This is a genomic window from Pseudoxanthomonas japonensis (assembly GCF_010093445.1).
Lineage (GTDB): Bacteria > Pseudomonadota > Gammaproteobacteria > Xanthomonadales > Xanthomonadaceae > Pseudoxanthomonas_A > Pseudoxanthomonas_A japonensis.
On the sequence record NZ_PDWW01000022.1, the window covers coordinates 39,723 to 52,146 of the forward strand.

Consider the following 12,424-nt stretch of genomic DNA (forward strand, 5'->3'; position numbering starts at 1 on the left):
GCAGAGGACCGTAACGCATCCGCTGCGATTAAACTCGTGCATCGATACTGTGCACTGCATCCCACTATAAGGCGACTCCATGCCCACTGAAAGCCTGCTGCAGGCACTGGACGCGCGACGTTCCGTGCCGTCGAAGCAACTGGGGGAACCCGGCCCCGATCCCGCCACGCTCGCGCGCATGCTGGCCTCGGCCGTGCGCGTGCCCGACCACGGCAAGCTGGTGCCGTTCCGCTTCCTCCATATCCACGGCGATGCACGCCACGCACTGGGCGACCGGCTGGCGGCCCGCACGCGCGCGCTCGACCCCGACGCACCCGACGCGGCAGTGGAGAAGGACCGTGGCCGTTTTTCCAGCGCGCCGGACATCATCACGGTGGTCGCTCGCCTCACGCCCGGCCACAAGGTGCCCGAACAGGAACAGCTGCTCACCGCGGGCAGCGTCTGCTTCGCCCTGCTGCAGGCGGCGCAGGCGCTCGGCTTCGGCGCGCAGTGGCTGACCGGCTGGATGGCGTACGACGACCATGTCGCCGGGTTGCTGGGGCTCGCACCGAACGAGAAGGTGGTCGGCTTCATCCACATCGGCACGCCGCGATTGCAGGCGCCCGAGCGCGAGCGGCCGGATCCCACCGCGCTGCTGACCGAGTGGACGCCCGATGCCTGAAGCGCTCCACCCGCGCCCGCTCTACCTGGTCGATGCCAGCCTGTACGTGTTCCGCGCCTGGCATTCGATGCCGGACGAATTCCAGGACGCAGACGGCTGGCCGACCAATGCGGTGCACGGCTTCGCGCGCTTCCTGCTGGAACTGCTGGAAAAGGAACGTCCGGCGCACATCGCCATCGCGTTCGACGAGGCGCTGGACAGCTGTTTCCGCAATCGCCTGTATCCGGCGTACAAGGCCAACCGCGACCCCGCACCGGAAGAACTCCGCCGCCAGTTCACCCATTGCAAGGCGCTGTGCGCCGCGCTCGGCCTGAGCGTGCTGGCGCATGGGGAATACGAAGCGGACGACCTGATCGGCAGTGCGCTGCATGCGGCGCGTCCGCAGGGATTCCGTGGCGTCATCGTCTCGGCCGACAAGGACCTGTCGCAGTTGCTGCAGGAACACGACGAGCAGTGGGATTTCGCGCGCGGCCAGCGCTGGGGCATGGCCGGCGTGAAGGCCCGTCACGGCGTGGAGGCGCGACAGATCGCCGACTACCTGGCGCTGACCGGCGATGCGGTGGACAACATTCCCGGCGTGACCGGCATCGGCGCGAAATCCGCCGCGGTGCTGCTCGCGCATTTCGGCGACCTGGACACGCTGCTGAGCCGCATGGACGAAGTGGCCTTCCTGCGCCTGCGTGGCGCCGCCACGATGGCCGTCCGCCTGCGCGAGCAACGCGAACACGCGCTGCTGTGGCGGCAGCTGACGACCATCGCGCTGGATGCGCCGCTGGGCGACATCGCCACCGGCCACGAGCGCGGCCAGGCCGATGGCGACATGCTGTCCGCGCTGTCGGATGCCCTGCGCTTCGGGCCGATGACGCGACGGCGGTTGCGTGTGGCGGCCGGCCTCGAAGATCCCGCCTACTGATCGTCTGTCAAACGTCACCCGTACCCGCTAGCATCGCGGCATGGACGAACGCGACGACGACAAGCGCAAAGTGCCTGCCGAGGTGGTCTGGCAGGGCAAATACCAGCGGATGATGGTCCGCGGCACGTGGGAGTACGTCGAGCGCGCGCACGCGGGCGGCCTGGCGGCGATCATCATCGCGGTGACGCCGGACGACGACGTGCTGTTCGTCGAACAGTTCCGCGTGCCGCTGCAGGCGCGCACCATCGAGATGCCGGCGGGCCTGGTGGGCGACATCCATGCCGGCGAGTCGATCGAGGTGTCCGCGATCCGCGAGCTGGAAGAGGAAACCGGCTGGACCGCCGACCATGCGGAGGTGCTGATGATCGGCCCCACCTCGTCCGGCAGCAGCAGCGAGAAAATCGCCTTCGTCCGCGCCACCGGCCTGCGCAAGGTCGGCGAAGGCGGTGGTGATGGCGACGAGGACATCACCGTTCACGCGATTCCGCGCGCGAGCGCCGCCGCATGGCTCGCTCGGAAAATGGGCGAAGGCTACGAACTGGATGCCAAGCTGTGGGCCGGCCTGTGGATGATCGACCACACCCTCGACGGCACGCCGCGCAGCTGAGTCCTCAGGCGGCCTTGACGCCGTAGCCGGCCAGGCGCCACACGCCCTGCTCTTCGTGCCGCAGCGTCACCACTTCGCGATGCGGCGCTTCCGCTGCACCGAACGACACGGAAAACTCCAGCCGCGCGTAGGTTCCGGGCAACCATTGCACATGCCCCTCCGGCCGGTCGACCCTGATCGCCGTCCATCGCCGGCCCGTGCCGCAGCCCAGCACCCCGTGGCGGTGGGTCAGCGAATCGATGAAGGCATCGCGCGGCATGGATTGCCGGAAGGCTTTCGATGCCGCGTCCCACAGCACCTCGTGCTGGCCTTGCTCGATGGCCTTGATGAACCGCATCGCCGCCATGCCCAACCGCGTGATGTCGACATCCTCCAGCCCCACCCTGCCTGCGTCCGCCTGCATCGCTTCCATCGTCATCGCCGTACACGCCCCGTCGTCCGATCGTCGCCGCGCGGTGGCGCGGCATTCATCCGAGTCGTTCGTATGCATGTGCGGCGACCGGACAGCGGGCGCCGCGACGGCGGCCGGCCTTGTGACGGGGATCGCTAGTTTCCGGCCAGGTGCGCACGGAAGAACGCGAGCGTGCGCTGCCACGACAGTTCCGCGGCCACCTGGTCGTAGCGCGGGGTGGTGTCGTTGTGGAAACCGTGGTTCACGCCTGGATAGACGTGTGCGGCGTACACGACGCCAGCCGCCTTCAACTGCTGTTCGTAGGCCGGCCATCCCGCATTGACGCGCGTATCGAGTTCGGCGAACTGCAACAGCAGCGGCGCCTTGATGCGGGCCGCTTCCTCGGCGGAGGGCTGGCCGCCGTAGTACGGCACGCCGGCATCGACCAGGTCGGCCAGCCGCGAGGCGAGCAGATTGGTCACGAGGCCGCCGAAACAGAAGCCGACCACGCCGAGCTTCCCGTTGCCGCGCGGCAGTGCGTCGGCGAAGCGCGCGGCGGCCTCGAGATCCGCGAGGACCTTGGCGCGATCCAGCTTGGCCTGCATCTCGCGACCGCTGTCGTCGTTGCCTGGATATCCGCCGAGCGGATACAGCGCATCCGGCGCGAACGCAATGAACCCTGCGACCGCCAGCCGGCGCGCGACGTCTTCGATATACGGATTGAGCCCACGGTTCTCGTGCACCACCAGCACGACCGGGTAACGCCCTTCCGCGCGCGGCGCCGCCAGCAGGCCGCGGCCTTCGCCGTGGCCTTCCGGTGCGGGAAACGTGCGGTAGACCGTGGTGATGCGCGGATCATCGGCGGCGACCTGCGCGGCGAACGCGTACTGCGGCGTCAGCGCGGCCAGCAGTGCGGCGGCCGTGGTGCCGCCGACAGCGAACTGCGCCGCGCCAGCGAGGAAGCCGCGCCGGTCGACGCGGCCGTGCACGTAGTCGTCGTACAGGTCGAGCACGCGCTGGTCGAACGCGGCAGCTTCTTTGCGGTGTCCGTCCATCGTGCGCTCCCGGGAATGGTCTGATGACGTTGAATCAGGCGAATGCGTCGGTCGCACGCACCAGCGCGTCGACGTTCTCCGCTTCGAACGCGGAGTGGCCCGACGCCGGCGTGATCTCGAGTTTCGCCTTCGGCCAGGCCTTGTGCAGCTCCCACGCATTGGCGATCGGACAGACCACATCGTAGCGGCCATGCACGATGACACCCGGGATGTCGGCGATGCGCGAGGCATCGCGCATCAACTGGTCTTCGACCTCGAAGAAGCCGCCGTTGACGAAGTAGTGGTTCTCGATGCGCGCGAAGGCCAGTGCGAACTCCGGTTCCTCGTGGCCGCTGACGAAATCGGCGTCGACGTGGAGGAAGCTGGTCGCGCCTTCCCACACGCTCCACGCCTTCGCCGCGGCCAGGCGCGTGGCGTTGTCGTCCGAGGTCAGGCGGCGATGGAACGCGGAGATCAGGTCGTGGCGTTCGACCGACGGAATCGCGGTGATGTAGTGCTCCCACGCATCGGGGAACAGGCGGCTGGCGCCTTCCTGGTAGAACCACTCCAGTTCCCAGCGGCGCAGCATGAAGATGCCGCGCAGCACCAGTTCGGTGACGCGCTGCGGATGGGTTTCGGCATAGGCCAGTGCGAGCGTCGAGCCCCAGCTGCCGCCGAACACCTGCCAGCGCTCGATGTCCAGCTTGTCGCGCAGCTTCTCGATATCCGCCACGAGATCCCATGTGGTGTTGTCCACCAGGTCCGCGTGCGGCGTGGACCGCCCGGAACCGCGCTGGTCGAACAGCACGATGCGGTACTTGGCCGGATCGTGGAAGCGCCGCATCTTCGGGCTGCAGCCGGCGCCCGGCCCGCCATGCAACAGCACCACCGGCTTGCCCTGCGGATTGCCGCACTGTTCGTAGTACAGCGTGTGGCGGTCGTCGACCTTCAGCGTGCCGGTGTCGAAGGGCTCAAGCTCGGGATACAGCGTGCGCATGGGCGGCAGTCCTGGATGAAAGCGGACAGTCTAGCGGCTGCGATCGTGCCCTTCCGTTACGCGCCCAAGGGTCACCCTGTCGCGCTGCTCGATATCCGTCTCCGTCGCAACGTCGACGAAGCCCGCCGCGAGCAGCAACGCGCGGATCGCCTCGCCCTGGTCCCACCCGTGCTCCAGCAGCAGCCAGCCGCCGGGCAGCAGGTATGCAGGCGCCGTCGCCACGATCTCGCGGATGGCGTCCAGGCCATCGGCGCCGGATGACAGTGCAGCGGGGGGCTCATAGCGCAGGTCGCCCTGCATGAGATGCGGATCGCCATCGGCGATGTAGGGCGGGTTGCTGGCGATCAGGTCGAAGCGTTGGCCGGCCAGCGGTGCCAGCCAGCTGCCCTGGCGGAACGCGACGTTGGCGATGCGGTTCGTTTCCGCGTTCGCCTGCGCGACCCGCAGCGCATCCCCGCTGAGGTCGGTTGCCACCACCTGCGCCAATGACCGTTCGCTGGCCAGTGCGAGCGCAATGGCGCCGCTGCCGGTGCCGAGGTCGGCGACGCGCAGCGGCCGGTCGTCCGGCAGCCGCTCCAGCGCCAGTTCGACCAGCCGCTCGGTCTCCGGGCGCGGGATCAGCGTGGCGGGCGACACCTGCAGGTCCAGCGTCCAGAAGCCGCGCCGGCCCAGCAGGTAGGCCAGCGGCTCGCCCGACGCTCGCCGGGCCAGCCATGCGTCAAGGGTCGCTGCGCCGGAGGCCGGCAACGGATCGTCGCCATGCGCGAACAGCCAGGCCCGGTCGCGCCCCAGCACATGCAGCAGCAGCTGCTCGGCCTCATGGCGGGCATCCGGCCCTGGAAGGCGGGCGGCGGCGGCGCGCAGGGCCAGGTCGAGGCGGGCGGTGGGCAGGTCGGCAGGCATCGCCCGCATGGTACCGGGCCGCGCCGGCCCGGACGCAGCCGCTTCGCCGCGACGCACCATCATGGTGCCCTATGGCGTATGGACATCGCGCCCGCTGCCATGTGCTGCCCAAAGGCGGCGTGGAACCGCGTCGTTCACGGCAGTGGCACGGACTCCCAGAGCGGGCCAATCGTCAGCGTCCGCATCGAGAAATCCACAAGTCATTGAAAAATAATGATTTCACCACCAAGTAGCCGCTGATCCTCTTGTACGCGTTCAACGTGGGACGCCTTATCGATAGTCAACAGCTATCTATTCAATTCCATTAATCGATTTGAGATATCAATAGTCCCTGCCTACCATGGCGCCATCGCTTCACCACACCCACTCCACTCACGAGGATCTTCCATGTCCCTGATCAACACCGCGGTCCAGCCGTTCAAGACCACCGCCTTCCACAACGGCGAATTCGTCGAAGTCACCGACGGCACGCTGAAGGGCAAGTGGTCGGTCCTGATCTTCATGCCGGCCGCCTTCACCTTCAATTGCCCGACCGAAGTGGAAGACGCCGCCGCCAACTACGCCGAGTTCCAGAAGGCTGGCGCCGAGGTCTACATCGTCACGACCGACACGCACTTCTCGCACAAGGTGTGGCACGAAACCTCCCCGGCGGTGGGCAAGGCCCAGTTCCCGCTGGTCGGCGACCCGACCCACCAGCTGACCCGCGCCTTCGGTGTGCATATCGAGGAAGAAGGCCTGGCCCTGCGCGGCACCTTCGTCATCAACCCGGAAGGCGTCATCAAGACCGCCGAGATCCACAGCAACGAGATCGCCCGTGACGTGTCGGAGACCCTGCGCAAGCTGAAGGCCGCGCAGTTCACCGCCGCCAACCCCGGCCAGGTGTGCCCGGCCAAGTGGAAGGAAGGCGCGCAGACGATCGCCCCGTCGCTGGACCTGGTCGGCAAGATCTAAGGAATCTCACAACACCCTGCAGAGTGGGTGCAGCCCTTGAGTCTCGCTCGTGGTGAGCTTGTCGAACCACGCTTTTCAAGGAAAACCAAGGCTGCCGTGGCCTGTCGATCCACACCAAGAGCGTGGTTCGACAGGCTCACCACGAACGGGGTATTGCCGAGAGTTTCCTCGGGCGTTTCCGCCCATCGCATCACGTCACCTCCGGGCCGCTGGCCCGGAGCTGACCCGGACGTTTGCAGCAGCGGCATGCGCCGCTCGCCGGTTCCCTCCTCCCTGACCGGCCTCTCTCCCCCCCGGCGCATGCCGCTCCTGCAAACGCCTGACCTTCCTTTCCCCCGATTTCCTCTACGGAGACGTTCGCCATGCTGGACGCCAATCTGAAGACGCAGCTCACGGCCTACATGGAAAAGGCCGTGCGCCCGATCCACATCACTGCGCACCTGGACGACAGCGCCGGCTCCGCCGAACTGCAGGCGTTGTTGAAGGACTTGCAGGAGGTCTCCGACAAGATCACCGTCACCGAGCAGCGCGGCGGCGAACGCACGCCGTCGTTCGCGCTGACCTCGCCCGGCCACGACATTCACCTGACCTTCGCCGGCCTGCCGATGGGCCACGAGTTCACCTCGCTGGTGCTGGCGCTGCTGCAGGTTGGCGGACACCCATCGAAGCTGGCGCAGGACGTGATCGAACAGATCCGCTCGCTCGACGGCGACTACCGCTTTGAAACCTATTTCTCGCTGTCGTGCCAGAACTGCCCGGACGTGGTGCAGGCACTGAACCTGATGGCGGTGCTGAACCCGAAGATCCAGCACGTCGCCATCGACGGCGCCCTGTTCCAGCAGGAAGTCGAGCAGCGCGAAGTGATGTCGGTGCCGACGATCTTCCTCAACGGCGAGGTCTTCGGCGCTGGCCGCATGGGTGTGGAAGAGATCGTCGCCAAGCTGGACACCAACGCCGGCAAGCGCGACGCCGAGAAGATCAAGGCGAAGGCGCCGTATGACGTGCTCGTCGTCGGCGGTGGTCCGGCTGGCGCGTCCGCGGCGATCTATGCCGCGCGCAAGGGCATCCGCACCGGCGTGGCGGCCGAGCGCTTCGGCGGCCAGGTGCTGGACACGATGGCCATCGAGAATTTCATCTCCGTGCCGTACACCGAAGGCCCGAAACTGGCCGCGGCGCTGGAGCAGCACGTCAAGGACTACCAGGTCGACGTGATGAACCTGCAGCGCGCGGAGAAGCTGGTGCCGGCAGGCAAGGACGGACTGGTCGAAGTGCAGCTCGCCAACGGCGCGTCGCTGCGCTCGAAGACGGTGATCCTGTCCACCGGCGCACGCTGGCGGCAGATGAACGTGCCCGGCGAGAACGAGTACCGCAACAAGGGCGTGGCCTACTGCCCGCACTGCGACGGCCCGCTGTTCAAGGGCAAGCGCGTGGCGGTGATCGGCGGCGGCAACTCCGGTGTCGAGGCGGCGATCGACCTGGCCGGCATCGTGGCGCACGTGACCCTGATCGAATTCGACAGCCAGCTGCGCGCCGACGACGTGCTGCAGCGCAAGCTGCGCAGCCTGCCGAACGTGCGCATCGTCGCCAGCGCGCAGACCACCGAAGTCCTCGGCGACGGCAGCAAGGTCACCGGCCTGGTCTACAAGGACCGCACGGGCGGCGACACGTACCGCGTCGAACTCGAAGGCATCTTCGTGCAGATCGGCCTGCTGCCGAACACGGAATGGCTGAAGGGCGTGGTGGACCTCAGTCCGCGCGGCGAGATCATCGTCGACGACCGTGGCCAGACCAGCGTGCCGGGCGTGTTCGCCGCCGGCGACGCCACCACGGTGCCGTACAAGCAGATCGTCATCGCCATGGGCGAGGGCTCGAAGGCCGCGCTGAGCGCGTTCGACCACCTGATCCGCACGTCGGCGCCGGTGGAAACCCCGGACGCGGTCGCGGCATGATGCATGGGCGCGGACCGCACTGTCCGCGCCGCGTCGCACGCAAGGCGGTTCCCTGAGGGAGGAGTCCGATGAACCTGCGCGATCTCAAGTACCTGGTGGCCTTGGCCGACCACAAGCATTTCGGTCGCGCCGCCGCCGCGTGCTACGTCAGCCAGCCCACGCTGTCGACCCAGATCAGGAAGCTGGAAGACGAACTCGGCGTGCCGCTGGTCGAGCGCGCGCCGCGCAAGGTCATGCTGACGCCGGCCGGCCGCGATGCCGCCGACCGCGCGCGCCGCATCGTCGCCGAAGTCGAGCAGATGAAGGAGGCCGCGCGCCGCAGCCAGGACCCGGAGGCCGGCACGGTGCGCCTGGGCATCTTCCCCACGCTCGGTCCCTACCTGCTGCCGCACGTGGTGCCACGCCTGCGCGCGCGCTTCCCGCACCTGGAGTTGCTGCTGGTCGAGGAAAAGAGCGACGTGCTGCTCGCGCGCCTGCGCGAAGGCAAGCTGGATGCGGGCCTGCTGGCATTGCCGGTCACCGACGACCAGTTGCATACCGAATTCCTGTTCGAAGAGCCGTTCGTGCTGGCGGTACCGGAGTCGCATCCGTTGGCGACGCGCGATTCGCTGAGCCTTGCGGAACTGTCGCAGCAGCAGTTGCTGTTGCTGGAGGACGGACATTGCCTGCGCGAGCAGGCGCTGGACGTGTGCCGCCTGTCGGGCGCCAACGAAAAGTCCGAGTTCCGCGCCACCAGCCTGGAGACGCTGCGGCAGATGGTGGCGGCCGACGTCGGCATCACCCTGCTGCCGACGCTCGCGGTGAAGCCACCGGTCGCGCGCTCGGACAACATCCACCTGCTCGGCTTCAGCGATTCGCACCCGAGCCGGCAGATCGCCATGGTGTGGCGCAAGAGCTCGGCGATGAGCGAGTTCCTGCAGCAGCTCGCACAGGTGTTCCGCGAACTGCCGCAAGGCCTGTTCGAACCCGACGCGCCGGTGCCCCGCGCACCCGCGACGCCTGAACACACGGCGACCCACGCGGCTTGAAGCCGCCGCGCTTCCGGGCTACGGTAGAAGCGCAAATCAGGACTCCGATGGGCGACGCCGCAATGCGTCGCCCGTTTCCTTTGCGCGACCCTAAAAACCACAGAGAAACCCATGAACAACACCCGCACCAGCGGCCTGCCGCCCTCCCTGCCCCCGCTCGTCGTTTCCAGCCGCGACCTGTCCCGCCTGGAAGCCCTGCTCGACACGCCCGTCTTGCGCCGCCACCCCGCCGCGCTGGCATTGATGGACGAACTGAACCGCGCCGACGTGCGCACGCCGGACGACATGCCGGACAACGTGGTGACGATGCACTCGCGCGTGGAATGCGAGGACGAGCTCACCGGAGAACACCATCGCCTGACCCTGGTGTATCCCCACGAAGCGAATGTCGAGACCGGTCTGGTCTCCGTGCTCGCGCCGGTCGGCAGCGCCCTGCTCGGACTGGCCGTGGGTCAGACGATCGACTGGCAGGCGTCGGGCAACCGACCCTTGCGCCTGCGGGTCACCGCGATCGAATACCAGCCGGAAGCGAGTGGAGATCTGCATCGCTGATTGCTTGCTGGATCGACATGCGGAACGTTGTCGACGCTCGAACTCAGTTGGCTCGCGGCAATTTGTATGAGTGGTGGGAGATGGTGCCGCTCGCCGCGGAGGCGGCGAGCGGCGCCATGTGTCTGAGACAGAAAACTCCTCCCGCCAGGCCATCAACAGCAGAACCCATCGCGGATGTGGCAACCGCCGACGCGGTGCGACTACATGGACTCCGTTGCCCCTCACCCCAACCCCTCTCTCCCACAGGGACTTCCTTCGGTCGCCGCAGGGAGAGGGCCTTGAATCGCGCGACCATGGCCAACAAGGCTCTCCCTGCGACAAGCCACACCATGCCAAAACAAAGCCAATTTCCACCCCTCGCCACAAACCCTCGCACCGGGGGACAAGGCATACTTCCCCTCCCCATCCTGCGCCAACGCCGAGCCACCGCATGAATTCCGCCGCCCCCAGCAAACTCCAGCAACTCCGCGAACTCTCCGTCGTCGTCGCCGACACCGGCGACTACGACGCCATCAAGCGCCTCAAGCCGGTGGACTGCACCACCAACCCGACGCTGGTGAAGAAGGCGCTGGACCTGCCGGTGTACGCCGATCTGATCGAGGAACAACTCGCCTGGGCACGTGCGCAGGGCGGCGGCGCATCGTTGGTCGATGAGGTCGTGGACCGCCTGACCGTCGGCGTAGGCGCCAAGCTCGCCGGCCTGATTCCCGGCCGCGTCTCCACCGAAGTCGATGCCGACCAGGCCTACGACACCGCCGCCACCGTCGCCAAGGCGCGCAAGTTCGTGCAGATGTACGCCGACCATGGCATCGGCCGCGACCGCATCCTGATCAAGGTCGCCTCCACCTGGGAAGGCGTGGAAGCCGCGCGCGAGCTTCAGGCCGAAGGCATCGACTGCAACCTGACGCTGATCTTCAACCCGACCCAGGCCATCGCCTGCGCGGAAGCCGGTGCGTTCCTGATCTCGCCGTTCGTGGGCCGCATCCTCGACTGGTATGTCGCCAACGGGCAGACACCGGCGAGCATCGACGAGGACCCGGGCGTGGTGTTCGTGCGCGGCGTCTACGCCGAGTTCAAGCGCCGCGGCTCGCCGACGGTGGTGATGGGCGCCTCGTTCCGTTCCACCGCGCAGATCGAAGCGCTGGCCGGCTGCGACCGCCTGACCATTTCGCCCGACCTGCTGGAAAAGCTGGAACAGGAAACCGGCGACCTGCCGCGCAAGCTGTCGCCTGGTGCCGCTGAAGCGGTCACCGCCGCACCGGTGACGGCGGAGAGCTTCGCCGCCGCGATCGAGGCCGATCCGATGGCCAAGGAAAAGCTGGCGAGCGGCATCGACGCCTTCGCCAAGGACCTGCAGGCCCTACGCGCGACCATCCGCGGGAAGCTGTCGGCGTAACGTCCTCCCGCCCCGCCGTCCCGCGCGACGGCGGGGCTGGTGCCCAACCGGCGGAAGCGGGATGATCCGCGCATGCGCCCTCTTCTGCTGTCATGCCTGTTGCTGGCCGCTCCGCCGGCCCTCGCCGCACCGGACCAGGTCCGGCTGGTCTTCGTCGGCGACATCATGGTCGCCGAGACGCCGGGCGAACTGATCGCCCGAGGGGGCGATCCCTTCGCGCCGTTCGCGCCGCTGCTGGCCGCGCACGACGTGCGCATCGGCAACCTGGAGTGCGTGGTCGCGACCACCGGCACCGCGGAAGAAAAGCCGTACACGTTCCGCGCCGATCCACGCAGCCTGCCGGTGCTGAAGCGGCACTTCGACGCCGTGTCGCTCGCCAACAACCACTCCGGCGATTTCGGCAAGGCGGCCTTCGCCGAACAGCTCGACCTGCTGGAGAAGGCGGGCCTGCCCTACTTCGGCGGCGGGCGCGATGCCACCCGTGCGCATGCACCGTGGATCGTCGAACGCAACGGCCTGCGCATCGCGCTGCTGGGCTACGTGGAGTTCAAGCCACGCTCGTTCGAGGCCGACGCCACCCGCCCCGGCGTCGCCTGGAGCGGCGAGGACGACGATGTGATCGAGGACATCCTGGCCGCCCGGCGCGTGCACCATGCCGACATCGTGATTCCCTACCTGCACTGGGGCTGGGAGGATGAACCCGACCCCAGCCCACGCCTGCGCGCCTTCGCGCGTCGCATGATCGATGCCGGGGCCGACATGGTGGTCGGCGGCCATCCGCACGTCACCCAGGGCGCCGAGTACTACCGCGGCAAGCCGATCGTCTACAGCCTGGGCAACTTCCTGTTCAACGGCTTCGACACGCCGGCCACGACCACCGGCTGGGTGTTGTCGGCGACGGTCGGCCGCGACGGCGTGGTGGACTGGCGCACGCACGTGGCCAGGCTCGATGCCGACGGCGTGCCGCACCCGGACGCGGCCGCCGCCAGTCCCTGCGCCAGTCCGGACCGGCAGTCCGTCCGCCAGTGCACGGGGGAATGAC

Annotated in this window: 13 protein-coding genes; 9 read left to right on the forward strand and 4 right to left on the reverse strand. The window is 67.9% G+C overall.

All coding sequences use genetic code 11. The annotated features are described in order from the left end of the window. Nucleotides 1–79 precede the first annotated feature (79 nt). The 3 genes from CSC78_RS14315 to CSC78_RS14325 are packed head-to-tail and all read left to right on the forward strand — an operon-like array spanning nucleotide 80 to nucleotide 2,181. A complete protein-coding gene (locus tag CSC78_RS14315; protein ID WP_162338536.1) occupies nucleotides 80–661 on the forward strand; it encodes a nitroreductase family protein in 582 nt (193 codons plus the stop codon). Further along, a complete protein-coding gene (locus CSC78_RS14320; RefSeq protein WP_162338537.1) occupies nucleotides 654–1,574 on the forward strand; it encodes a 5'-3' exonuclease in 921 nt (306 codons plus the stop codon). The genes CSC78_RS14315 and CSC78_RS14320 overlap by 8 nt, the downstream gene beginning before the upstream one ends. 40 nt (nucleotides 1,575–1,614) lie before the next feature. Further along, the gene (locus tag CSC78_RS14325) at nucleotides 1,615–2,181 is read left to right on the forward strand and encodes an NUDIX hydrolase (RefSeq protein WP_162338538.1); all 567 of its coding nucleotides are present in this window, start codon (nucleotides 1,615–1,617) and stop codon (nucleotides 2,179–2,181) included. 4 nt (nucleotides 2,182–2,185) lie between these two features. On the opposite strand, the gene CSC78_RS14330 is transcribed toward CSC78_RS14325, so the two are convergent. The 4 genes from CSC78_RS14330 to prmC all read right to left on the reverse strand — a co-directional run bounded on the left by CSC78_RS14330 (nucleotide 2,186) and on the right by prmC (nucleotide 5,506). Next, entirely contained in the window at nucleotides 2,186–2,593 is a 408-nt protein-coding gene (locus CSC78_RS14330; RefSeq protein WP_162338539.1) for a DUF4019 domain-containing protein, read from the reverse strand. A 134-nt stretch (nucleotides 2,594–2,727) separates the two neighbouring features. Next, a complete protein-coding gene (locus tag CSC78_RS14335; protein WP_162338540.1) occupies nucleotides 2,728–3,627 on the reverse strand; it encodes a dienelactone hydrolase family protein in 900 nt (299 codons plus the stop codon). Nucleotides 3,628–3,661: 34 nt separating this feature from the next. Further along, nucleotides 3,662–4,603: a prolyl aminopeptidase gene (pip, locus tag CSC78_RS14340; protein WP_162338541.1), complete on the reverse strand. Its 942-nt coding sequence runs from the start codon at nucleotides 4,601–4,603 to the stop codon at nucleotides 3,662–3,664. Nucleotides 4,604–4,633: 30 nt separating this feature from the next. Then, nucleotides 4,634–5,506: a peptide chain release factor N(5)-glutamine methyltransferase gene (prmC, locus tag CSC78_RS14345; RefSeq protein ID WP_162338542.1), complete on the reverse strand. Its 873-nt coding sequence runs from the start codon at nucleotides 5,504–5,506 to the stop codon at nucleotides 4,634–4,636. A gap of 387 nt (nucleotides 5,507–5,893) precedes the next feature. On the opposite strand from prmC, the gene ahpC reads away from it, so the two are divergent. The 6 genes from ahpC to CSC78_RS14375 all read left to right on the forward strand — a co-directional run bounded on the left by ahpC (nucleotide 5,894) and on the right by CSC78_RS14375 (nucleotide 12,423). Next, on the forward strand, nucleotides 5,894–6,457 hold the full coding sequence (gene ahpC, locus CSC78_RS14350; RefSeq protein WP_142125842.1) for an alkyl hydroperoxide reductase subunit C: 564 nt from the start codon (nucleotides 5,894–5,896) through the stop codon (nucleotides 6,455–6,457). Between the two features lie 362 nt (nucleotides 6,458–6,819). After that, nucleotides 6,820–8,406, forward strand: coding sequence for an alkyl hydroperoxide reductase subunit F (gene ahpF / locus CSC78_RS14355; protein ID WP_162338543.1), 1,587 nt, complete (start codon nucleotides 6,820–6,822; stop codon nucleotides 8,404–8,406). A gap of 68 nt (nucleotides 8,407–8,474) precedes the next feature. Beyond that, entirely contained in the window at nucleotides 8,475–9,434 is a 960-nt protein-coding gene (gene oxyR, locus CSC78_RS14360) for a DNA-binding transcriptional regulator OxyR (RefSeq protein WP_162338544.1), read from the forward strand. A gap of 111 nt (nucleotides 9,435–9,545) precedes the next feature. Further along, nucleotides 9,546–9,986: a nucleoside diphosphate kinase regulator gene (rnk, locus tag CSC78_RS14365; RefSeq protein WP_162338545.1), complete on the forward strand. Its 441-nt coding sequence runs from the start codon at nucleotides 9,546–9,548 to the stop codon at nucleotides 9,984–9,986. 430 nt (nucleotides 9,987–10,416) lie between these two features. Continuing rightward, entirely contained in the window at nucleotides 10,417–11,382 is a 966-nt protein-coding gene (locus tag CSC78_RS14370) for a transaldolase (RefSeq protein WP_162338546.1), read from the forward strand. A 72-nt stretch (nucleotides 11,383–11,454) separates the two neighbouring features. Next, complete coding sequence (locus CSC78_RS14375) at nucleotides 11,455–12,423, forward strand: CapA family protein (RefSeq protein ID WP_162338547.1); 969 nt, start codon at nucleotides 11,455–11,457, stop codon at nucleotides 12,421–12,423. Nucleotide 12,424: the final 1 nt, after the last annotated feature.